General features: G+C 63.6%; 18 protein-coding genes. 1 reads left to right on the top strand and 17 read right to left on the bottom strand.

Annotated elements, in window-relative coordinates; all coding sequences use genetic code 11:
- Nucleotides 1-49: 49 nt before the first annotated feature.
- From IEW63_RS09965 to tssA, 17 genes are all read right to left on the bottom strand, one after another.
- Nucleotides 50-1,003, bottom strand: coding sequence for a serine/threonine-protein kinase (locus IEW63_RS09965; RefSeq protein WP_188636474.1), 954 nt, complete (start codon nucleotides 1,001-1,003; stop codon nucleotides 50-52).
- A 17-nt stretch (nucleotides 1,004-1,020) separates the two neighbouring features.
- Complete coding sequence (locus IEW63_RS09960) at nucleotides 1,021-1,749, bottom strand: PP2C family protein-serine/threonine phosphatase (RefSeq protein ID WP_188636473.1); 729 nt, start codon at nucleotides 1,747-1,749, stop codon at nucleotides 1,021-1,023.
- Nucleotides 1,749-5,174 (bottom strand): type VI secretion system membrane subunit TssM, encoded by a 3,426-nt coding sequence (gene tssM, locus IEW63_RS09955; RefSeq protein WP_229710442.1) that lies wholly within the window; start codon nucleotides 5,172-5,174, stop codon nucleotides 1,749-1,751. Before tssM ends, IEW63_RS09960 begins: the two co-directional genes overlap by 1 nt.
- Nucleotides 5,171-6,055, bottom strand: a complete 885-nt coding sequence (icmH, locus tag IEW63_RS09950; protein ID WP_188636472.1) for a type IVB secretion system protein IcmH/DotU — start codon at nucleotides 6,053-6,055, stop codon at nucleotides 5,171-5,173. The genes tssM and icmH overlap by 4 nt, the downstream gene beginning before the upstream one ends.
- 5 nt (nucleotides 6,056-6,060) lie before the next feature.
- Nucleotides 6,061-7,392, bottom strand: coding sequence for a type VI secretion system baseplate subunit TssK (gene tssK / locus IEW63_RS09945; RefSeq protein WP_188636471.1), 1,332 nt, complete (start codon nucleotides 7,390-7,392; stop codon nucleotides 6,061-6,063).
- 3 nt (nucleotides 7,393-7,395) lie between these two features.
- Nucleotides 7,396-7,872: a type VI secretion system lipoprotein TssJ gene (gene tssJ / locus IEW63_RS09940; protein WP_373288225.1), complete on the bottom strand. Its 477-nt coding sequence runs from the start codon at nucleotides 7,870-7,872 to the stop codon at nucleotides 7,396-7,398.
- Nucleotides 7,873-7,874: 2 nt separating this feature from the next.
- Nucleotides 7,875-9,071: a type VI secretion system-associated FHA domain protein TagH gene (gene tagH, locus IEW63_RS09935; RefSeq protein WP_188636469.1), complete on the bottom strand. Its 1,197-nt coding sequence runs from the start codon at nucleotides 9,069-9,071 to the stop codon at nucleotides 7,875-7,877.
- Nucleotides 9,072-9,092: 21 nt separating this feature from the next.
- Entirely contained in the window at nucleotides 9,093-9,215 is a 123-nt protein-coding gene (locus IEW63_RS14725; protein ID WP_272872590.1) for a hypothetical protein, read from the bottom strand.
- A 324-nt stretch (nucleotides 9,216-9,539) separates the two neighbouring features.
- Nucleotides 9,540-9,989: a hypothetical protein gene (locus tag IEW63_RS09930; protein WP_188636468.1), complete on the bottom strand. Its 450-nt coding sequence runs from the start codon at nucleotides 9,987-9,989 to the stop codon at nucleotides 9,540-9,542.
- A 264-nt stretch (nucleotides 9,990-10,253) separates the two neighbouring features.
- Nucleotides 10,254-11,783: a sigma-54 interaction domain-containing protein gene (locus tag IEW63_RS09925; RefSeq protein WP_188636663.1), complete on the bottom strand. Its 1,530-nt coding sequence runs from the start codon at nucleotides 11,781-11,783 to the stop codon at nucleotides 10,254-10,256.
- Nucleotides 11,784-11,793: 10 nt separating this feature from the next.
- A complete protein-coding gene (gene tssH / locus IEW63_RS09920; protein WP_188636467.1) occupies nucleotides 11,794-14,388 on the bottom strand; it encodes a type VI secretion system ATPase TssH in 2,595 nt (864 codons plus the stop codon).
- A gap of 5 nt (nucleotides 14,389-14,393) precedes the next feature.
- Nucleotides 14,394-15,404, bottom strand: coding sequence for a type VI secretion system baseplate subunit TssG (tssG, locus tag IEW63_RS09915; RefSeq protein ID WP_188636466.1), 1,011 nt, complete (start codon nucleotides 15,402-15,404; stop codon nucleotides 14,394-14,396).
- Nucleotides 15,368-17,164 carry a type VI secretion system baseplate subunit TssF gene (gene tssF, locus IEW63_RS09910; RefSeq protein WP_188636465.1) on the bottom strand — a complete coding sequence of 599 codons (1,797 nt, stop codon included), beginning with the start codon at nucleotides 17,162-17,164 and terminating at the stop codon, nucleotides 15,368-15,370. Before tssF ends, tssG begins: the two co-directional genes overlap by 37 nt.
- 19 nt (nucleotides 17,165-17,183) lie before the next feature.
- Nucleotides 17,184-17,588, bottom strand: a complete 405-nt coding sequence (gene tssE / locus IEW63_RS09905; RefSeq protein WP_188636464.1) for a type VI secretion system baseplate subunit TssE — start codon at nucleotides 17,586-17,588, stop codon at nucleotides 17,184-17,186.
- A 6-nt stretch (nucleotides 17,589-17,594) separates the two neighbouring features.
- Entirely contained in the window at nucleotides 17,595-19,070 is a 1,476-nt protein-coding gene (gene tssC / locus IEW63_RS09900) for a type VI secretion system contractile sheath large subunit (protein WP_188636463.1), read from the bottom strand.
- Between the two features lie 19 nt (nucleotides 19,071-19,089).
- Nucleotides 19,090-19,596, bottom strand: coding sequence for a type VI secretion system contractile sheath small subunit (gene tssB / locus IEW63_RS09895; protein ID WP_188636662.1), 507 nt, complete (start codon nucleotides 19,594-19,596; stop codon nucleotides 19,090-19,092).
- Nucleotides 19,597-19,613: 17 nt separating this feature from the next.
- Nucleotides 19,614-21,185 carry a type VI secretion system protein TssA gene (gene tssA / locus IEW63_RS09890; RefSeq protein ID WP_229710441.1) on the bottom strand — a complete coding sequence of 524 codons (1,572 nt, stop codon included), beginning with the start codon at nucleotides 21,183-21,185 and terminating at the stop codon, nucleotides 19,614-19,616.
- Nucleotides 21,186-21,824: 639 nt separating this feature from the next.
- Here tssA and IEW63_RS09885 point away from each other — a divergent pair.
- Nucleotides 21,825-23,084, top strand: a complete 1,260-nt coding sequence (locus IEW63_RS09885; protein WP_188636461.1) for an OprD family outer membrane porin — start codon at nucleotides 21,825-21,827, stop codon at nucleotides 23,082-23,084.
- The last annotated feature ends 138 nt before the right edge of the window (nucleotides 23,085-23,222 follow it).

Raw genomic sequence — 23,222 nt, 5'->3', positions numbered from 1 at the left:
CCAATTGCTACGGGATGTTATGCCCTCCCACAGGTGGAGGGCGGCTGGGCTAGCGTTGCCGGCGGGCGAACAGGCGTCGCAGAAGGGAGGGCGACGGCGCGCTGAAGGCCTGCAGCAACGTCTGGCTGTCGGGACGGTGGTGCTGATCGAACGCCAGCGCCTGGCGCAGCACCACCCAGCAGTGAGCCGGCAATGAGGAGGGGCGCTGCAGCGTCCGGTCCTGGGCCATTTCCCTGGCCTGGCTTGCGGTGAGCCGGCTGAAGGGATGATGTCCACTGCTCAGCTCGTACAGGACACAGGCGGCAGCGTAGACATCCGCCGCCTCGGTCAGCGCCTCGCCCTCCAGCAGCTCCAGGGCAGCGTAGCGTGGGGTCCAGGCCGCCAGCCGGGTGCGGCTGAGGCGCGGCAGGCCCGGCAGATGATCGCCGGTCGACTGGCCCAGGCCGAAATCGAACAACCGCAGGCCGTCCTCGGCCATGATCACGTTGCTCGGCTTGATGTCGCCATGCAGCACGCCGCGGCTATGGGAATAGGCGAGTGCCTGCAGCAGGGCAACGGCAATTTCCTGCAGCTGATCCCAGGGCATGCCCTGCGGGTTGGCGCTGATCAGGTCGTCCAGCGTCGGCCCCTTGAGCAGCTCCATCGTGATGTAGGCGCGGCGGCAGCTGGAGTCGGTATGAAAGCCGTACAGCTGCACCACATGGGCATGGTGCAGGCGGCTGGTGAGGGCAAACTCGCTGTACAGCAGCGCGTGGGCGTCCGGGTACTCGGCGAAGGTGTCGTTCAGCGCCTTGATGGCAATCCGGGGCTGGGGGTCGCCGAACTGCTCGCGCAGCAGGTCCGTGGCCCGGTACACCGCGCCCATGCCGCCGACGCCGAGCAGGCGTTCGATGCGGTAGCGCTTGCTCAGCAGGTCCGGTATCGGGCCAGGCGGCAGGGCCTGCTTCCGGGTCGATGGATTCGACTCGACGGCTGGTTCGGGGGCGGTGATGGGAGCGTCCATGAAATCTCCTGCAGGATTCAGCGGCGGATGACCACTGCGCTGATGTTGTCTCGCGCGGGGCCGTCCAGCGCCAGCTCGAACAGCCGCTCAAGCGCCAGCTGGGTGGAAGGCAGGCTCAGGGCGCGACCGAGGTCGGCTCCGCTCATGTTCTGGTACAGGCCATCACTGCACAGCAGCAGGGTATCGCCGGGATAGACATTGAATTCCACCACATCCAGCACCAGGGTCTCGCTGGCGCCCACGGCGCGGGTCAGTGCCCCGGCTGAAGGGTGGCTGGCGGCCTGTTCCGGGCTGAGCTGCTGCTCTTCGACGAGTTGCTGAAACAGCGAATGGTCGCGGGAGATCTGGTAGAGGCCGCCGCTGCGCCAGAGATAGCAGCGACTGTCTCCGGCCCAGACGCAGGCGGCGCGGTCGTCCTCGGCCAGCAGGGCGACCACGGTGCTGCCCATCACCGGCTCGGGCTCGCCGCTGACCAGTGTCAGTTCGCGGCTCAGGCGACGGTTGATGGCATGCAGAGCCTGACGCAACTGCCTGACGCGCAGATCAAGATCGCTGCCGCCGTGCAGTTCGGCCAGCTGTTCGACGATCAGCCGGCTGGCAAGCGCGCCGTTCTGGTGCCCGCCCATGCCGTCCGCCACCGCCCAGAGGCCACGCTCGGGCAGGGACAGGAAGGCATCCTCGTTGTGGCTGCGCACCTTGCCGGTATCGGTTCTGGCATTGCTGCGCCAGGCAGTCAGCAGGTCCATCATAATCTCGTTGGCAGGCTGAAGCCGCGCAGCAGGCTGAGGTCGAACGGGTTCGGCGAGCGCTGGCTGTGCAGCAGATACTGCGCACGCATGCCGCCGATGTCGGCCTTGAGCAGCAGCACATCGCGATCCGAGTGATGGTCGACCTGCAGTTCATCGAGCAGGCGGAACAGCGACCACACACCGCGGTTGTGATCCAGCGTCATGCGCTTGCCGCCCAGGTCCTCCAGTACCAGGCTGGTGCGCCCGGCTTCGTTTTCCGCCGGCCAGCGGAACGCGGTCTGCACGATCGGACCATGGCGGTACTCCAGGTTCTGGTAGCCGATACGCAGACTGGCGCGGCCCAGGTTGGAGTCGAGGAAGAAGGGCTCCAGGCGGAACTGCACCTGCGGCTCGTTCGGGTTCTCGGCGAAGAAGCTGCGGCGAATGCGTTCCACCCGGGCCATCTGTGCCAGCAGATCGCGGGACAGTGGCAGGCCGCGCCCATCCACCTGTCGCACGTGATAGCTGCCGCGGCTGCTGCTGACGAAGGGCTGGAGATACTGGTCGAAGAACTGCGCCGCGGTGCCCCGGCTGCGGAAGAATTCGCGGAAATCGCCCAGCGTCACTTCGCTTTCGCTGTCCTTGCGGAACGGATAGCGCTGGCCCACCGAGTTGCGCCAGCTGGCGAACAGCTCGCTGCGATAACGCTGATTGATGTGCTTGTAGGTCTCGTCCAGCACCAGCATCCAGCCATCGCCAGCCAGATCGGTGAGCCATTTGGCTACCGGCTGGGGCAGGCGCGAGGCAGCGCTGCGCAACTGGGTGATGGCGTCTGCCTGACCGCCGATGCGTGCCCTGGCCATGTCGAATGCCGCCTGGCCGGGCACGCTGGCCTGGGCCAGGGCGCTGAACTGCCCATGCATGGCATCGATTGCCTGCAGTGCATGCAGCATCTCCGGCCCGGGATTGGCATCCTTGTCCAGCAGCTGATGCAGCGGCTCGAAACGCCGTTCCATGCTGCGCATGGCCCGGTTGGGCGTGGCGGTTTCATCGGTCAAGAGGGTGTTATGGCGTACCTCCTCAAGCAGCTTCACCAGCGGTGAATTGGCCGCTGCCAGGGCGCTCATGTTCTGCGCCGCCTGGGTGGCGTCGGGCAGCGGGTCCAGGGCGATGCGATTGAGCAGCTCGACCCAGTGGCCGGCGTAGTCCTCGAAGTACAGTTGCTCCATCTCCAGCATCAGGCGGTTGCGATCCTGGCTGCTGAGCTCGTCGTTACCGCCCAGGACCCAATTGTCACGCAGCATGTCCTGCACCAGGTCGTTGCCCCGGGCGAGGAAGATCTGCTGATAGCCGCTGCGGGTGTAGAACCCCGGTACGCTGTTCTGGTTGCTGGTCAGCAGCGCGCCCCGCGGTCCCAGATGGTTGATCAGACGGTACTCGGGAAGGTTCTGCGCCTGTTCCACCAGGGTGCGATACAGCACGCTGGCCAGGGACTCGCGGCGCAGCTCCTGGCGGGCCTGGGCCACCAATCTGGCATCCAGCGGGTAGGGGCGGAACGGCTCCTCCAGCAATCGGGAGAAGTGGGTGTTGAGGCTGGTCTGCATCAGCGTATTGCCGGCGTAGCGCTGGGACCAGTCGGCGGCCATCCAGTCCTGCAGCCACTGGCGGTCACGGCGGTCGTGCATGGCGAGCATCAGGTACGCCCGCAGGTTGCCGAACAGCTGTTCGCGGTCATGCATGCTGGCGTCAATCCGGGACTCCAGGCGCAGCGCCACGTTCTTCAGCATCAGCTGTTCCAGCTGCTGGCGGTAGGCCCTGTGCAGCTGCGGATTGACCTCATCGCCCTGGTACAGACCGGCCCGCTCGCGCCAGCGGGTATCCTTGCGCGGCGCATACACCTGACTGGCGGCATGGCTGGCGTCCAGCACCCGCAGCATGGCGGCGGTCTGTTTGCTGGCGCGCAGCTGACGCTGGTTCTGCTCCAGCTTCTGGGACAGCTCGCGCAGCTGCTCCAGACGTTCGTGGTTGGCGGAGAAGCTGTTCGCCCAGGCCAGACCGGCCACCAGCAGGCAGGCTGCAGCGGAGGCGAACAGGGCGCGCTGGCGCCAGTTGATCCGCCGCACCTCGCGCTGGTCGAGCCCGGCCAGTTCCGCCTCGGGGAAGATGACCCGGCTGAGCAGACGCCGGATGAAGCGTGGGCGGCCGGTCCGGGCGGCGGGCGCCGCAGCGCTGCCGGAGCCCAGATTGCGGCCGATGCTGGTGGTCAGCGGGTCAAGCCCGCCCTGCAGGCTCGGCGCGCTGGTGAGATAGAAGCCACGCAGCTGAGTGGCCCGCTGGTAGCGGTTGCCGGCGAAGGCGAGCTCGATGAACAGACTCAGGGGTTCGCCGATGCGGCCCAGCTGATGGGGGAAGTCGAGAATGCGACCGCGGCGGGCGATGTCTCGCTCCTGATGCAGGCGCATGATCACCTGGCTGTTGAGCCGCTGCAGCAGATCCTCGAACTGCTGGCGCACCACCTGCAGGTCGGTGCCGTCCTGCTCCTTGCGGAAGCTGGCACCGAGTACCTGATCGTTCTCGTCGCTGGACAGGTTCTCGAAGTACTCATCGAAACCGTGCAGCAGGTCGGCCTTGCTCAGCACCAGGTAAACCGGCACGTCCATACCCAGCTTCTGGTTGATCTCCAGCAGGCGCTGCCGCACCTGGCGGGCCTGGTTCTCCAGTTCCTGCTGACTGTCGCTGAGCAGCAGGTCAACGGGCAGGGTCACCAGTACGCCGTTCAGCGGGCGCTGCCGGCGACTGCGCAGCAGCCCCAGCAGGGTGTTCCAGCCGAGGCTGTCCACCTGCGGGTCGGGTTGGGTGAGATAGCGGCCGGCGCTGTCCAGCAGCACCGCGTGCTCGGCAAAATACCAGTCGGCGTAGCGGGTTGCGGAAATCTCGTCGCTGACCCGCTGCTGATCGTTGTTGAGCGGAAACTCCAGCCCGGAGTACTCAAGCAGGCTGGTCTTGCCTGCGGCCTGAGGGCCGAGCAGCAGGTACCAGGGCAGTTCGCTTCGCCAGCGTTCACTGCGGCCCTTGTACAGGCTCGAGCGACTCAGGGTGCGCAGCGCCTGCTTGAACCGGCCGTGCAACTCCAGCTGCTCCTCCACGATCAGGCTTTCCCGACGCAGACGTTCCTGCGCCTCGGTATCGCTTTCCTCCGCCTTCTGTTTGCGGGTCTTCTTCCAGTTGGCGAATACCAGGCTCAGTCCCCAGCCCAGAAACAGCGTGCTGATGGTCAGCAACCGTGCAGTGGCGCTGCCCCAGGGCTTGCGGTCGTTGATCGCCAGGGCCGGCCCGAACTGCCAGATGAAGAAGGCCAGCATGAGTACCACAGCCAGGCTCCAGGCCCAGCTGTGGCGGAACAGGCGCAATCCTCTGAAAAGTATGGCTTTGGCTTGCATCATGAATCATCCCTGAGAATGGTCTGAACCGCTGCCGGGCTGACGATGGTCTCGTAGCCCTGCATGACGTGATGGCGCTGCTCCCTGAGTACCCAGCTGAACCCGCCGTACATGATGCTCAGGCACAGCAGGGTGAACAGGGCAACGGCCCACCAGGGTGCCGCACGGACGAACTGGCCGCGCTCGCCCTGAAGTCCCTGCCAGTGCGGGGAGATTTCGCTGGGCACATCACCGCGCAGCTGGCGGATCTGCCGGTACAGGCTGTCGCGGATCACCTCCAGTTCCAGCGTACCCCGCGGCATCACCCGGTACTTGCCCTCGAAGCCGAGGGACAGGCACAGATACATCAGTTCCAGCAGGTGCAGATGCTTGACCGGATTGCGCGACAGGCGCTCCAGCAGCTGGAAGAACTTCTCGCCGCCGAAGGTCTCGTTGTGAAAGCTGCTGAGCAGGCTCATCTGCGACCAGGCGCTTTCATTGCCCCAGGGGGTGGTGGCTACCGCCTCGTCAATGGCAGTACACAGCACGTAGCGTGCGGCCATGACCTCGCTGCTGTCGCCGCTGTCCTGCAAGGCATGGTGCTCGAACAGGCGAATCTCGGCGCTGAGACGGTCCTTGAGACTGTGCAGATCCTCCGCCTGATAGGTGTTCTTCAACCGAACGACCTCGGACAACAGCGAAGCAGCGAGGGAGATCAGTGGATTCAGACTGGGATTGAAGCTTCCGGCATCCCGCCGGCGCGCCGCATACACCATGCGCTGCTCGATCTTCTCCATGCGCGGGGCCGAGCCGAAATCGGTCAGGGCCGTCTTCGCCGGCGGCTCGCCGCTGCGGTTGAGGATGACGGTACGGTCGTCCTGGCTGTGTTCCATATCCTTGATCATGGTGGTCAGTTCCTGATGGCCCAGAATTTGAGTTCAAGCCCGGGGAAGTCGCCGGAGACGTGGAAGGCAAAACCGCCGGAGCGCTCAAGCTGGGCCAGCTCCTCCGAGTTGAGCTCCAGGGCGTAGTAGGTCTTGCCGGCGTGGAAGGGAATCTGCCGCGGCGCCACCGGCAGCGGCTTCACCCGGATGCCCGGCAGGTGCAGGTTGACCAGCTGGCGGATGCGTTCGACGGGGCCGACCTTGAGGTGGGCCGGCAGACGCTGGCGCAGCTCCTCGGTATCGCACTGGGCACTGGCGGCCAGCACGAAGGAGGCACTGCCGAGCAACTTGTGATCATGCAGCGGCGACACCTGGATACCGTACTGGCGCTGCTGCAGCGCCAGTTCCACCGCGTGCTGCTCCAGCACCATCGACAGTGACTGGCGAAGGGCCTCCATCAGCTTGCGGAAACTGGTGCCCTGATCGCTGTGCTGGTAGCGGCTGTCCAGGCGCGGACGGCGGGTATCCCCGGAGAAGGTCGACAGTTCGCCGAACAGGCCCAGCAGCTCGCGGTACAGATGCTCCGGGTGCAGGTGTTCCTGCGCCATGTAATGGCGCAGCAGGGGTTCATGCCGATTGATCAGCTGCAACATGACGAAATCGCCGAACTCCGCCCCGCTGACCTTGCCCCCGGCGCGGATGCGTTCGGCGAGGATATCGCCACGGTGGGCCAGCATGCTGATCACTTCCTTCAGGCAGGACTGCAGGAACTGGCTGGCCTGGGCATGCAGGAAGCTCGGCACGAACTCACTGTCCAGACTCACGACCCCGTCGGGGGTGGTGTCCAGGACGTGACACAGTTGCAGACGCACGTAGGCCTGCGCATCCGGCTGCTCGCCAAGCAGCAGACGGAAGTCCGGCTGGGCGCAGCAGACGACGCCGCTGCTGTCGTCGCCGGCGTTGGAATCGCTGACCTCCATATCGTGGATGGTATAGCGCGCCAGCACATCCTGCTGCTGGGGCCGGCGGGCTTCCACGTGGTTGCCGGTGACCAGCGGCAGCGCCAGCCATATCGGCGTGTTGCTGGTGTTGGCCGGAATATCCAGTGACAGCGGGCTGTGTCCGGTACCCAGCTCGAACAGGCTGCCGTCCGGCAGGATGCCGCTGGCCTGACTCAGCACCACCTTGCCCATGGCCAGGAACTGCTGGTCGATCTCCAGACTGAAGAAACCGTAGGCTGCATTGTGCAGCAGCTGGGTCCGGGTCTTCAGCTGGTGATCGTAGTAGCGGTCATTCTGCTGGAAATGCTGGGGCCGCAGCAGCATGCCCTCGTGCCAGACAACTTTGTTGGTCATCATGGCTCAGTTTCTCGCCTGCGCGCTGTCGTCCCGGTTGATGCTCAGCTCATCCAGCCGCAGGTGGATGCGGTTGAGCTCACCGATCTGCAGTGGGATCGCCAGCTGCCACTCCGCTTCGGCAAGATTCCGGTAGGCAGCCAGTACCCCGAGGTAGCCGCCGGCCGGTGTGGTTCTGAGGTTGAGCTCCAGTTTCTCGCCGGGGCGCAGCTCCAGCTCTTCGTGGGCCACCAGGTCCAGCGCCAGCGTCTCCTGAGGCTGCTGATAGAGACTGAAGAATTCGGCGTGTTCGAAGGTGACCGGGTTCTTCAGCTCGTACAGCCGCAACACGATCGGCGAGGGCCGGCCATGCAGGTCCGGATTGAGTCGCTCGCTGCCCGTCAGGTGCAGGTCGATGCGGGTGGTGGGGGAGGTCGGCTTCAGGCTGCATGCGGTCAACGACAGGCAGGACAGCAGTAATACAAAGGCAAGGCGCAGCATGATGTTTATCCCTGGATATCCATGTTGAGGGTGGCGATCAGTCGAATCTGTTCTTCATAGGCATTGGCGAAGTCGCGGGCGAACAGCCGCTTGCTCCAGTCCTCCTCGGACTGGATGGCGTGGTGCAGGCGGGCGTAGGCCTTCCAGCGGGCGCCGTTGGTGTTTAGCAGGCCCTTGTTCTCCCGCTCGAAACGCAGGCTCAGCTGCTCCGGCGAGAGATGCTCCAGCATGCCCTTGAGCGCCGCACGGCTGGCGGCGCTCAACGCCACCTGGTGGGCCTGCAGGTCACGGAAGGCCCGTGCCACGGCATGGTTCGGCGGCAGCTGGCCGGGCTCCTTGCCGCGCAGCATCAGGTTCAGCGCCTCGCTGCCGTCCGCGGCATGCTTGAGCGGGTTGTTGCCGGAGGTCTGGACCGTGGTCTGCGCCAGCCGCAGCTCGGTCTTCAGTTCGCTGCGGGTCTTCAGACTCTGGTGCAGGTTGCCCACGCACTGTCTGAGCAGCGCAGCGGCGGTGAGCGCCAGCTCCTCGCGCTGGGTGTCGGGCAGTCCGTCCAGGCTGACGCCCAGCGCCTGGGAATAGCGGGACCAGAACCCGTCGGGCATGGTTTCACGCGGCGCAGGTGGCGGCTCCGCCGGCGCCGGCGCCGGAGGCGCCACCAGTTCGGGCACCGGCAGGCTTTCCATGTCGATCCGGGCGTAGTCATGGGGCTGCGGCAGCGCAGTCTCGACCGGCGAGGCCAGCGACAGGTCATCGTCCTGATACTGGCGACGCTCCTGCTGATCCAGCGCGTTCAACGGATCCAGATCGAGGAAGGCATCATCCGGAATGATGCTGCCGGTAGCCTGACTGTGCTGCAGGCCGGTTTCGAACTCCGCCGGGTTCTGCAGCAGGCGGGCGCGGATCTCGTAGTCGCCGATGCAGAACACGTTCCCATGTTCGATACGCACCGGTTCGCCCCTGGCCATGGGCATGCCGCTTTCCTTGAGGTGAATGCCGTTGCTGCTGGTGTCGGTGAGGTAGAAGGCGCCATTGTCGAAGGTCACCAGGGCATGCTTGCCGGAAACCACCCGATTCCGATCTGGAAGAACCCAGTCGCAGCTTTCCGAGCGACCGATAATGCCGCCTGCCAGCCTGAAGGTCTTGCTCGCACCGCTGCCCGTTATCGGTTGCGGCGCACTGACCATATCGAAAACCAGTTCCATGCCAGATTGCTCCTGTATCGATCAGAGACCACGTGTGGCCAGCGGCTCGCCAAGCGGCCGATAGTCCTTCTTGTTGCTGCTGCAGCCGACGCTGAGAGCAAGCAGGAAGGAAAGGGTGAGTACCGAGTAGAATTTCCTGTTCATGCGCATTTCCTTGGCGATGATTTGTCAGTGGTTGTCGTGATGACCGTGCTGTTTGCGTCCGTTGCAGGCTGCCCTGCGCGACAGGTTCCCTTGAGACGGTCTGCGTCGAGCAGAAGGGAACCCTTGCGTGGAGGTTCTCGCTGCGAATGAAATACGGGTACTGGAGGTGGCTCGAAGCATCGCATTCCTGCCCTCCGCTTGCACCCAGGCGGTACCGGAATTGGGAAATGGATCAAGGTTCGATCATCCAAACTTGCCTTATTCACCGCATGGAGAAGGCATGAACATGCTGATTTCGGCGCGCCTCCTTTATCCATGTGCCAGCTACGTCAAGGGGAACCCCAGAATGATAAAAAAGGTAAACGGCACGATTATCAGAAGGCTTCCGCCAGCCACGATGAAACATAAACGCTGTGAGGATCTTCGTACTGCCATTAGCATCAACGTCAGTGATCCGGCAATAACGCTAAGGCCGCTATACGGTTGGTGGATGCTGATCAGAGCCAGACCAACAAGAAATGACAGTATTCCGAGGCTAACGGATACAGTTTTCAGTAGCTTCGGTATCCCGCCATATTTTTTCACCTCGTAGCGCCAATAAAGAAGCCAGCCTGTGGCGCAGGCGAAAAGAGGAATCATCCAGGTGACCGTATCAGCGGGATGGTTCGATAAAATGAAATGACCTGCTTCCAATGAGTCCTGCAGCAGCCCCCAATAAAAGGTGATGAGGCTTATACTCATGGTTATCAGAAAGAATGCAGCCAGATAAATCATTGTCTTCCCTTGTTTTGATGATGTGCTACCGGCACCTGAGTTGGCGCCCCGCTACTGCTCCGTCACAATATGTATGATTGGTACTCCGCTTTTATCAGATAGGTGCCTCGCTTCCCGGGCTCTGTCTGCAAGTGACGACGCTGCAACGCGCCTGGAGGTAGCAGGCCATGCGCTTGCCGCACTCGCCTGTGGCAGCGTGATGCACCACTGAAGTCGCGGTCGGTGCCCGGCCGTGTCAGGGTGTAATTGACATGGTTCGCCAGGCTAAACATGATTTCTCTCCCTGGCCTTGAGGTCGGCCGGGTTGATGTTTAGCCGCTGCATCCGGTACAGCAGGGTGCGCCGGGGCAGGCCGAGTTCGCTGGCGGCGCTGGTCTGGTTGCCCTGGTTGCGCTGCAGGCACTCCAGCAGCAGGTTGCGTTCGACCCGCTCCAGGCGGTCGCGCAAGCTCATTGCGGACGAGGGGTTGCTGTCATCCGGCAGATTGAAGTGTTCGGGCAGCAGCAGGTTGCCTTCACACAGCAGCAGGGCGCGGGCGATCATGCCCTTGAGCTCGCGCACGTTGCCCGGAAAGCCATAGTCGCGGAGCTGCTCCAGTGTGCCGCCGGCCCACTGGCAGGCATCACGGTTGAGGAAGCGGCAGGCCTCCTCGGCGAAGCGACGGGCCAGCAGCTGGATATCGTCTCCGCGTTCACGCAGGGGCGGCAGGTCGATGGGGAAGGGCGCCAGACGGTAGTACAGGTCTTCACGGAAGCGCCCCTGGCTGACCATTTCCGGCAGATTCTGGTGGGTGGCGGTAATGATCCGCACGTCCACCTTGCGCGTTTCGTTGCTGCCCAGCGGGCGCACTTCGCCTTCCTGCAGTACCCGCAGCAGCTTGGCCTGCAGCGTCAGGGGCATGTCACCGATCTCGTCGAGGAACAGGGTGCCGCAATGGGCATTGTCGATCAGGCCGCGGTAATCCCTGTCGGCGCCGGTGAAGGCGCCCTTGCGATAGCCGAACAGTTCACTTTCCAGCAGATGCTCCGGCAGCGCCGCGCAGTTCTGCACCACAAAGCGCTGGCTGCGCCGCGATCCGTAGTCATGGATGGCCCGTGCCACCAGCTCCTTGCCGGTGCCGGTCTCGCCGGTGATCATCACCGTCACCGGGTTGTGCAGTACCTTGCTGATGAGCTGATAGACCTGCTGCATGGCCGGGCTTTCGCCGATCAGACCGTAACTGCGGCTCAGCGCCGGTGTTGGTTCTGCCGGGCGGGGGGCCGGTTCCGGCCGGGCCTGTTGCAGCAGCTGCAGCTGATGCAGCGTGAAATTGCCCAGCAGGTGCAGCGAGTCCCCATAGACCTTCAGCTGCGCCGCTTCCCGGCTGGCCAGCAGCAGCAGGCCGCTGACATGCTGCTGGTCATCCTGCAGCGGCAGGCACAGCAGGCTGCACCAGTTGCCCGCATCGGCCGGCAGGAAGTCGGTGGCATAGAGATGGTTGTCGAGCTGCTCGATGTACAACGGCTGGTTCTGCGTCAGACAGTACTGCAGCAGCTGTTCATCGCGATAATCGCTGGACAGGGCACCGGTGTCCCGCTCATACCGCCGGCCGTCCAGCCATTCAGCGGTCAGGGTCAGCTGGGTATGGGTCACATCCAGCAGATACAGCTGACTCAGCGCCGCGCCGCTCAACGTGCCGGCGGCTTCGGCCAGGCCGTCCTGGAGCTGCTGCTTGCTCCTGCTGCGTGCCAGCTGGGTGAAGCTGGCCAGCAGCCGCTCGGCATAATGCAGCGGCTGGGCCAGCTGGCCGAACAGGGCGGGCAACTTAAGCGAACTCACAGACCAGCGCCCCTTCGCCGTCCAGGGTGGCGTGCACGTGCTGCAGGGCGGTGCCGCAAGCCATGCTGTCGAGCAGCTGATCGACGATGCGGGGCTGCAGCTGCTGGTCGATGAGGTGGTCGATCAGCCGTGCGCCGCTGTCGCTGTGGTGGCAGCGCTGGACGAAATGCTCTACCAGTGCCGGGCAATGGCTGAAGCCCAGCTGGCGGCGTTGCAGGCGCTGGCCGAAGCGCTGCAGTTTGAGCTCGATCAACTCCTGCAGCACAGCGCCATCCACGGGGTAGTAGGGCACGACCCGCATGCGCGCCAGCAATGCCGGCTTGAAGTGGCGACTCAAGGTCGGGCGGATCGCCTGCTCGAGCTGCTCGGCTGCGGGCCGCTGATCCTGGCTGCAGAGCTGGCTGATCTGCTCGCTGGCCAGGTTGGAGGTCATCAGGATCAGCGTGTTGCGGAAGTTGATCTCCCGGCCTTCGCCATCATTGGCGACGCCCTTGTCGAAGATCTGGTAGAACACATTGAGCACGTCCGGATCGGCTTTCTCGATTTCATCCAGCAGCACCACCGAGTAGGGCTTCTGCCGTACGGCTTCGGTGAGCATGCCCCCTTCGCCGTAGCCGACATAGCCGGGCGGCGCACCGAGCAGCCGCGAGACGCTGTGTTTTTCCTGGAATTCGGACATGTTGATGGTGGTAAGGAAGCGCTCGCCGCCGTACAGCAGATCGGCCAGTGCCAGTGCGGTTTCGGTCTTGCCGACGCCACTGGGGCCCACCAGCAGGAACACCCCGGCCGGTGCTTCCGGATTGTTCAATCCAGCCGCCGCTGCGCGCATGGCCCGGTCCAGAGCCACCACCGCCTGCTCCTGGCCACGGATGCGCTGGCGCAGATCGTCGGCGAAACTTGCGACCTTGCTGTTGTGCTCCCGCGCCAGCTGGGCGATGGGCACGCCGGTCCAGTGACTGATGACCTCGGCGACCAGTCGCGGACAGACCTCGTGACTGACCAGCCGCTGGTCCGCCGGAATGGCCAGCAGCCGGGCCTGGGCTTCAGCCAGCTGGGCCTCCAGCTGTGCGGGGTCAGGTTGCGAGTCCGGCGCGTCGGTGTCGGATCGGGCCTGGCGCGCCTCGGCGTACTCTCTGCGCAGTTCCAGCACCTGATCGGCCAGCTGCCGCTGTTCGTCCCAGCTGGCCTGCAGCGCGAGCAGGCGCTCGCGGTTATCGGCCAGTTCCCGTTGCAGCTGCTCGATCTGACCCGCGTCCAGCGGCAGGCCGGCCTCGTGATCACGTTGCTGGGCCTGCAGCTGGCGCTCCTGTTCGGCGATGGTGTTGCGCAGCCGTTCGATGCTTTCGGGGGCCGAGGCCAGGCTGATGCGTACCCGGGCGCAGGCGGTGTCGAGCACATCCACGGCCTTGTCGGGCAGCTGGCGGCCGGCCAGATAGCGGGCGGACAACTCGGCGGCGGCTACCACTGCATCATCACGCAGGTAGACCCCGTGGCTGCGCTCATAAAGCGGCGCCAGTCCCCGCAGGATGGTGGCGGCTTCGGTGGCGGTGGGCTCGTGCAGCTGCACGGGCTGGAAGCGCCTGGCCAGGGCCGGGTCCTTCTCGAAGTACTTCTTGTACTCACTCCAGGTGGTGGCGGCAATGGTGCGCAGCTCGCCCCGGGCCAGTGCCGGTTTGAGCAGGTTCGCTGCATCCGAGGTGCCGGCCTGGGCGCCCGCGCCGATCAGGGTGTGGGCCTCGTCGATGAACAGGATCACCGGGCGGGCGGCGGCTTTTACCTCGTCGATCACGCCCTGCAGGCGGCGCTCGAATTCACCCTTGATGCTGGCCCCTGCCTGCAGCAGACCCAGGTCCAGTGACAGCAGTTCGACGTCACGCAGTGTTTCAGGCACCTCGCCAGCGGCGATGCGCAGCGCCAGTCCCTCGACAATGGCGGTCTTGCCGACGCCGGCCTCGCCGACCACGATGGGGTTGTTCTTGCGCCGTCGGGCGAGGATATCGATCATCTGCCGCAGGGCCTGGTCGCGGCACAGCACCGGGTCCAGCTTGCCTTCCCGGGCCTGGGCGGTGATGTTGTGGGTGAAGCGCGCCAGGGCACTGTCACCGGTGGGCTGGGGGCCCGCTGCCGACGGCTGCATGGCCTGGGCGTAGTCGCTCAGGCGCTCGGTGCGGATGCTGTCCAGTATCGGTTGATAACGGCTGCCGGCATACCGCAGCGGGTTGCGCAGCAGACCCAGCAGCAGGGCTGCCTGGTCCACATTGTTCTGCTTCAGTTCCAGGGTGGCCACCAGCAGGGCGTCCTGCAACCACTGCACCAGTTCCAGGGAAAAGCTCGGATTGCGGCTGCCATCGCCCTCGCCCCTGGGCTGGAGCAGCTGGCGGAACTCATCGACATCGGCCTGGGCATCCTGAAGCGCACGGCGCAGCAGGCTGTCCTGACGCTCCAACAGTACCAGCAGCAGATCTTCGGTCTGTACCTTGTCGGCGCCGCGCTGCAGGCAGCGCTCGGCAGCGGCTTCGAGGTCGCGGCGGCTGGCGCTGTCCAGCGCCTGTACCAGTTTCTGGATATCCAGATTGATCATCTTGTTCAGTCCTTTGTTCCGGTGGCCAGGGTGACCTCGGGGTTGCTGTCGGCATGGCCTATCCAGCTGGTCCAGCCCAGCTGGCAGAGGTTGTCCCGGGCCAGATGCAGGGGGTGTACTGCTTCCCGACGCAACTGCAGGCGGATGTCATGGGCCAGCGGCGTGCGCAGACAGAAACGTACGAGTGTCAGCAGCGGATTGTGGGATTTTCCGGTGGGCAGAAAGTCGTGAAACCGCTCCCAGTCCAGATCCCGGATATGTATGCGGAATTTGCCGCTGCGGTCGCGGATGCGGTCACCGAGTACCAGGCTGCCGCCCAGCTGGTTGTTGGTCTGACCCAGGCGGTTCTGCTGCTCGGGGTCGATATCCACCTTGCGCTCGATGCATTCCTCGATATGAAGGTCGGTGTGCTGGAAGTAGTAGCGCAGTACCGCTTCCAGCAGGGCGGCGGACTGGGCGCGCATGCTGAGCAACCCGAGGTATGGCAGCAGGCGGCGCCAGTCCAGATCACCCGCCTCGCGCAGCGCGGGGTAGCCCAGCCCGATCAGCGCGAACATCTGCCCGGAGACCACGTCCCGGGCGCCGGCGCGGTAGCGGCTGTGGTAGCGGTACTTGCGCCAGATCGGCAGCAGCAGTCGCTGCAGGCGGTTGTTGAACAGATCCAGAAAATCCCGGGTAGGGTTCTCGCCCAGGCTGTCGCCGAGCGCCTGCTCGCTGTAGAAGGCGGGCAGCGGCGAGCCGGAGCCGAACAGGCTGACCAGGTTGATGCACAGGCGGGCGCGCAGCTCGCCATGCTCATGGAACAGTTCAACGCTCTCGATATCGGTGCCCGGGAACCCCATGCTCGGGTTGGCACGGAACTCGAGGCGCTCGTATAGGGCATCCTCATCCAGATGAGGGTGCGCCTGCCGCAGCCGATGCAGCACCAGCTTGATGCCCTGGAACAGGGTGTATTCCCGAATGTTGCGACCCAGGCTGCTCAGAGCAGGGGTTGCAACCCCATGCGTGGCGTCCATTGATACCGCTCTCCCTGGGTTGTTCTTACCCTCAGTTCGTGGAACGAGTTGAGGCTGGCATAGAGCGCAAAGAACTCATTGAGTACCGAAGCGAACAGGAACAGCTCCCCTTCGCTCAGGTAATACTCCGCATCCATTTCCAGCTCGGTACGCACTCCACGCACCGGCAGGCCGCCATGCAGGCGGTCAACGTGGCGATGACTTATGTGCCGCAGGCCATCCAGCCGGTGCTGGCCGATGCGCGCCGCGTGCTGGTCGTAATGGCGTGGCAGGTCGTAGTTCTGCAGCATCGCCCGCAGCGCTTCGACATTGGTCAGCGACAGGTAGTTGAGTGACATGTTGCTTATCAGCTTCCACAGGAAGTCGCTGTCCAGCGGCGGCGTGTAACTCGGGGTGACGGCGCTGATGTTGCGGAAGCTGAGAAAGTCGGGCGTGTCCTCGGCCAGGCAGCAGATATCCCCCAGGCCAAGCTGACTGGGCAGATTCTGATTGGTACAGATCAGCTCGATGGACAGCGTCTCGTGCAGCTCGCTGCTTTGCGGACCGAAACTGAGGAAGGTTTCCAGACCATCGCCGCTGATCGACGGGTACTGGCGGACACTGTAATAGGGTTTTGCCTGGCCGTTGTCGGTGCTGTGGTCGTGTTCGAAGGATTCGAACGGCACGTATTCGGCATGGCCCATGCCCCCGGGCTTCCAGCCGGTGATGTTCTCGACCGAGTACACACCGCAGTGCTGGGGTGCATATTCGGCCGGTCGAAGAAGATAATGGTCCTGCCGGCCATCCAGCCGGATCGGGGTCGCATCATGGGCGAACAGATTCACCACCGGGGTGCAGTACAGGCGGATGTTGTCCAGCGTTGGCCGGATGCGCTGGCTGCCGGTCCTGCGGATATGGAAGCGCAGCTCCAGCCCGCAGGCCTGCTTGAGAACCTCTGGGTCCACCTGTCCGATACAGTCCAGCCCGCCGATATCGACAAACAGGAATTTCTCCTCGAAGGCATGGTATTCCTGCAGATAGCGGTAGCCGCTGAAGGTGTTCAGCGGGTAGGGGATCAGGCCCTGGTCCGGACCGAATCCTCCGGGTTGCAGCTGCTCCGGGGCAATGCGCAACGGCCGGGCCGTGGCGCCGGGGTGGGCGCTGAGGGCCAGCGGCTTTTCCCTGTCATCCAGCAGGACCAGCTCGACATGGTCCAGCTGGCGCAGCAGGTACAGATAGAGCATCTGGCTGACATGGCGCTCGCCTGCCAGGTGAAGCTGCAGCCGCTCAAGGGCCAGGTCGCCGAGATGGCCTTCACAGACCATCCCCAGCCGGAGGCTGAGCAGGGCGCCCTCGCCCTTTACCGAATGATCCAGTCGGGTCGGTTGCAGCGGGAGAATTTCCACTTCGCTGGTGGTGCGGAACTGGCAGTGCACCCCCTGCACGGCCCGGGATTCAACCGGCGTGTGGCGGGCGACCCGCACCGCTGGTCCGGCGCGTTTGACCGGATCGAACTGCAGCATGCTGAAGGCCGGCAGCGGTCGCATGTAATTGGGCCACAGCAGATGCATCAGCGAGTGGGTGAGTTCGGGAAGCTCGTCATCGAGCTTCTGCCGCAGGCGGCCGGTAAGGAAGGCGAAGCCCTCAAGCAGCCGCTCGACATCCGGATCCTTGCCGCTCTGCCCGAGAAACGAGGCCAGAGCCGGGTTGCGTTCGGCAAACTGCTTGCCGCTCTGCCGCAGCGCGGTGAGCTCGCTCTGGTAGTAATGATTGAATGACATGACGCCTACCCGTGCTCCTTCATTGCACCAGCACCTTGCCGCTGCCATCCAGGGTGGCGGCGAAACTCACTTTCCGGCGCTGGTTGCCGGTATCCAGCATCCCCTCGATGGTGAACGCGAGATACAGCGGATCGTGACTGCGAGGCAGGGCAACCACCCGGACCTGGCTCAGGCGCGGCTCATGCCGCTCGATGAACCGTTCGATCGCCAGGCGCGCCTGCTGCAACGCGTCGTGCACCGACAGGCGCATGTCATTGAGATCCGGCAGCCCGTAATCCGGCGACGTCTGCACGCTGCCGGCGCGGGTGCTGAGCATCCGCGTCAGGTGGCGCGAGACCGACGCCGCTACCGCATCGGCGTGGGTCAGGCCGCCACGCTGATGGGTTTCGCCGGCCAGGCGTTCGAACAGGCTGCCGTAGCTCACCGGCGATTACTCCTTGTCCAGCTTGCCGACCAGCGACAGGGTGAAGTCGGCACCCATGTACTTGAAGTGCGGACGCACGCTCAGGCTGACCCGGTACCAGCCCGGCTCCCCTTCGACATCGGTAACCTTGACCTGGGCGGCGCGCAGCGGGCGGCGGCCACGTACCTCCGGGTTCGGATTGTCCTGGTCGGCCACGTACTGGCGAATCCACTTGTTCAGCTCCAGTTCCAGGTCGGTGCGCTCCTTCCAGGCGCCGATCTGTTCGCGCTGCAGCACCTTCAGGTAGTGGGCCAGACGGTTGACGATGAACAGGTAGGGCAACTGGGTACCCAGCCGGAAATTCAGCTCGGCGTTCTTGCCCTCCTCGCTGTTGCCAAAGAATTTGGCCTTCTGTGTGGAGTTGGCCGAGAAGAACGCGGCGTTGTCGCTGCCCTTGCGCATGGTCAGGGCAATGAACCCCTGTTCCGCCAGTTCATACTCGCGGCGGTCGGACACCAGCACCTCGGTGGGAATCTTGGTTTCGATCTCGCCCATGCTCTCGAAATGATGCAGCGGCAGATCTTCCACCGCGCCGCCGTTCTGCGGCCCGATGATGTTCGGGCACCAGCGGTACTTGGCGAAGCTGTCGGTCAGGCGCGTGGCGAAGGTGAAGGCGGTATTGCCCCACAGGTAGTCTTCGTGACTGCCGGACACATTCTCCTTGTAGACGAAGCTCTTCACCGGGTTTTCCACCGGATCATAGGGCGTGCGCAGCAGGAAGCGAGGCAGGGTAAGCCCCACATAGCGTGCGTCGTCGCGCTCGCGGAAGGACTGCCATTTGGCAAACTGCGGCCCTTCGAAATGGTCTTCCAGATCCTTGATATCCGGCAGACCGTTGAAGCTTTCCAGGCCGAAGAACTGCGGGCCGGCCGAGGCGATGAACGGCGCATGGGACATGCTGGCCACAGTGGCCACGTATTGCAGGGTCTTGATGTCCGGGGCGCTGGGGCCGAAGTAATAGTTGGAGATCAGCGCGCCCACCGGCTTGCCACCGAACTGGCCGTATTCGGCGGTGTAGACATGCTTGTAGAGTCCGGACTGAACGATGTCGGGGCTGTCCTCGAAGTCTTCCAGCAGATCCTGCTTGGAGGCGTTGATCAGCTCGATGCGGGTGTTCTCGCGGAAGTCGGTGCGGTCGACCAGCAGCTTCAGTCCGCGCCAGGCCGATTCCAGCGCCTGGAAGCTGTCATGGTGCAGGATCTCGTCCATCTGCTGGCTGAGCTTGGCGTCGATCTCTGCGATCATGCGATCGACCAGGGCCTTCTTCACCGGCTGCTTGTCGTTCTGGGGCTTGAGCAGTTCCTCGATGAACGCGGACACGCCCCGCTTGGCGATACCGTAGGCTTCGTCCTCGGGGTTGAGCCGGGTTTCGGCGATGATGCGATCGAGAATGCTGTCTTCACTGCTCTGCTGGGCGTTTTCCAGCGCTGTCTGGGTGGTCATGTCAGGCGTCCTTGGCGTGTCAGGAATCGGATTGCTGTTGGGCAGCCAGGCCCAGCTCATTCAGAATGCGCTCACGCGAGTCATCGTCGCTGAGTACGCTCTCGATGGCCTTGCGGAACGCGGGGGCGTTGCCCAGCGGACCCTTCAGGGCCACCAGCGCATCACGCAGCTCCATCAGCTTGCGCAGCTCCGGTACCTGATCGACCAGGTTCGCCGGGTTGAAATCCTTCATGGAATTGATGTTGAGGCTGACCGCCAGGTCTTCGCTTTCGGCGTCATCCTGAAGTCGATTGGGCACGTTGAAGCTGAGGCTCAGCTCCTGCTTGGCCAGCACTTCGTCGAAATTGTGCTTGTCGATGGAAATCGGCTTGCGGTCCTCGATCTTGCGCTCGTCCTCACGCTGGGTGAAATCGCCCAGCACCATCAACTTCAGGGGCAGCTCCAGTTCCTCCTGGGCGCCGCTGGTATCCGGGCTGAAAGTGACATTGATGCGTTCCTTGGGTGCTACCGAGCCTTCTTTGGCCATGTTCATTCTCCGTTCCGTTATGGCCCTAGGGCCTGCTCCAGCACCACTTCGAAATCGAGGTGGCACAACCGTTGAAAGATTTCATCCCGCCGCTCGCGGCCGGCCTTGCCGCCGGTCTGCTCGTGGGTCTTGAGCAGCAGCCGCAATACCCGCACCAGCAGTTGCGGCTCCCAGTCGCCCAGTCGCGCTTCGCGCAGGGTCTGTTCCATGCCCTCCAGCAGGCTGCGGGCCAGCTCGTGCTTGCCTGCCTGCATGCACAGCCGGGCGACAGCCAGCTGCCAGTGGAGTCGGGCGCGCCCGCCCCGGGCGGTGGCAATTCCCGCCTGCAGCGATGCCATGGCGGCCTGCAGTCCGTCGCTGCGCAGCAGGGTAGTGGCCTCGCCAAGGGCGGTTTCCCAGGGTTCGTCCGATGACGGCTCGGTGGCGACGCCCGCGCCCGGTGTGCTGTCGGTCAGGACGCTGGTGGCGATCCAGCCCAGCGTCTGCTGATCGGCAAAGGGAGTGCCATCGAAGAACTGCAGATGCTCGATACCCGGCAGCCGGCGCAGGAAACCGCCGAGCTGCAGTTCCAGTTCCCGACGAGCAGCATCTGCTCTGAGCTCATCCAGACAGCGCCAGGCCAGATACTGGCCGTCGAGCCAGAAGGGGGCCCGCGCCACGCTGCTTTCCACATCCCGCAGCAGCTCGGCGGGCTGGCCCTGGGCGAGGCGTTCCTGGAAACTCTTCTGCCGATCGGCGGGCAGGCCACGCAGTCCGGTCTTGCCGGCCTTGTCATGTTCCGGCAGCGCCTCTATCGGCAACCACAGGCAGGTGCGGGAAAGGGCAATGGCGCGGCTGTCGACGATCGATTGCGTCTGCCACCACTGGCACAGGCTTCGTGCCTGTTCCTGCAGCGCGCGCAGCCCCTTGTGGGCATCGCGCGGGCTGATGATGGGGTCGGCACCCACCGTGCTCCCGGTCAGCACCGGGTTCTCGACCGGCTGCGCCAGCGGCGTCACGCTGGCCGTTTGCGGTGCGGTGGAGGGCGCGGCTGCGGCTGTCGGCGGCGCATCCTGGGCCGCTCTGGCCTTGAGCTGCCGGCACAGGGGCTGCAGCAGGGGCGCCTGGTCCTCGAGTAACCGGTTCAGTTGCAGATCCAGATCGCTCAGTGCTTCAGCGAGCAACGGCCAGACGGTGCTGTCCGGCTTGCCGGAGAGAATTTCCGGCATCGCGCTTTCCAGCCGGTTTGCAAACCAGGTCAATGCAGCGGAGCGGGTTCTGGGCTTGCGCGGATGCAGCGCGTCCCAGTGATCGAGCAGATTGCGCAGCAGCGCCAGACCGGCCTGCAGACCTTCCGTTCCGTTGGTGCGATACAGCGCCCAGGCCAGCCAGCAGGCAACCCGCAGGTCCTTGGACTGACTCTGCAGCAGCTGCTCGCCCTGCTCCACTATTCTGGTCCAGTCCGGACCGCCGTTCCGGTGAATGGAACCTTCCTGCTGCAACGCATTTTCGATCTGCTCGAACTCGCTGGAATAGCGTACGTCCGGTCCGGCGTAATCGCCGTCCGTGACGGGTGTTGCCGCCAGCGCTGTATATCGGGTTACGAGCATTGAAGTCATCGATCCATGAAAACCGGGTCAGGCCAGCCGCCGACATCTTTCAACTGCAAGAAAGTTGAAATGCGTATCAGCAGGCAACTAAAGCGCCTGAATAGTTGTGTGCGTTGTGTGCAACTTGTTGCGCAATATGCGTAGCTGCGAACTCTATTAGTGATGTCCGGACAGGACAAGGCTGTTTATGTGAGCTGTTTAGCGTTTCAACAAAATTGCTCGGTATACATTGACTCAGAGCGTCGGCATGACATTGATTTGACGCCATTTTTTTGTTGATGTGCGGTTTTTTATGATAACTGGTTCACGGTTTTAAACGTCGCGATATTGAATTGATATTGAAGTGGGTCCGAGGCAGGGCGTGTATTAAGCGCACGGTCTTGAATTATTCGGTACTTCATTTAGTGAACAGCTTCACATTATTAGTGCGCAACTTTTTGCGCACTTTGAGGTTGGGTCAGATATATGGTCGTGTGGGTTTCTACCCCGTTGTTTGTAGTAGCATGCGGCGGCGCGGCAACTGCAGCCGCTAGGCAAACCGGCCAGAATATGGATAATGCGTGAACATCCCGTTACATCGTCCCCCGGACGGGTGAGGGGCTAATAATGAAAAAACAACTCACATCCAGGCATCCAAACATGACCAAATACAAACTGAGCGCCATTGCATTGGCCCTGATGACCTCCGTCCCTGCCCTGGCCGCCAGCCAGGCGGAATCCAATGGTTTTGTAGAGGACAGCAGTCTCGATCTGTTTCTGCGTAATGCTTATATGAACCGTGATTACGGAGATGGCGAACAGGACAAGGCCGAGTGGGGGCAGGGCGCAGTGCTCACCTATAACTCCGGCTTTACCAAGGGCCTGGTCGGTTTCGGCGTGGACGCCTTCGGCATGTATGGCTATCGCCTGGACAGCGGCCGTGGCCGCGCGGGCGCCGGCGGCATCGACTTCTTCATGATTGATGACGATGGAGATGTAGAGCGCGATATGGCCCATGCCGGGGCAGCAGTAAAGGCTCGTTTCTCGAAGACCGTACTGGCCTATGGCGACCAGCGTCCGGTGCTGCCCGTACTGAGCCACGACGACAGCCGCCTGCTGCCGGAAGCCTACACCGGCACCATGATCACCTCCAACGAGATCGACGGCCTGACCGTGCATGCCGGTCGCTTCCACGCCCAGCATCGCAAGAGCGATGAAGGCCGTGACAGCGGCGGACTGCGCCAAATCGAGGTGCTCGGCGGCAGCTATCAATTCAACGACAACTTCCGCACCGCACTGTATGCCTCGGACGTGGAAGATGTGCTCAAGCGCCAGTACGTGAACCTGAACTACGTCCTGCCGATGGATCAGGCCGATACGCTGACCCTCGACTTCAGCGGCTACCGTACCAAGCAGGATAAGAAATGGGATAACGGCGAAGGCGCTCGCAACAACCTGTGGAGCCTGTCCGCCAACTACGCCTGGGATGCGCATAACGTGACCCTGGCGTACCAGCGCAGCAGCGGTGATACCGGCTACAGCTACGGCTTCTACCAGAACCAGGGAGAAGTGGGCGATGGCGGCACCACCATCTGGGTGGCGAACTCTTTCTGGTCCGATTTCAACGCCGAGGACGAGCGCTCCTGGCAGCTGGGCTACGGCTATGACTTCACCCAGTACGGCATCCCCGGTCTGAGCTACAACTTCGCCTATATCTACGGTACCGATATCAATATGGGTAACGGCGAGCGCGGGGGGGAGCGTGAGATCTTCAACCAGGTCAAGTACGTCGTGCAAAGCGGTGCGGCCAAGGACCTGAGCGTGCGTCTGCGTAGCTCCGTCCTGCGTACCTCCAACGGTTACGCTGCAGACGGCAACGAAGTCCGCATTTTCGTCGACTTCCCGATCGATATTCTGTAAGGGGTACTCCCCAGGGCAGGCCGGCTCCGGCCTGCCCTTCATACTCCGCCCCGCCTTTCGTTTCTGCGACCTTCCGCGACTGGGTTTCTGTCATCTGAAGCCAGTACAATCACCTGTTGATCCCGCTCCCTGGAGGCG

The organism is Halopseudomonas pertucinogena, from assembly GCF_014646575.1.
Taxonomy (GTDB): Bacteria; Pseudomonadota; Gammaproteobacteria; order Pseudomonadales; family Pseudomonadaceae; genus Halopseudomonas; species Halopseudomonas pertucinogena.
The sequence above is the reverse complement of the archived record's forward strand: the minus strand, read 5'-3'. Positions and strand labels throughout refer to the sequence as shown.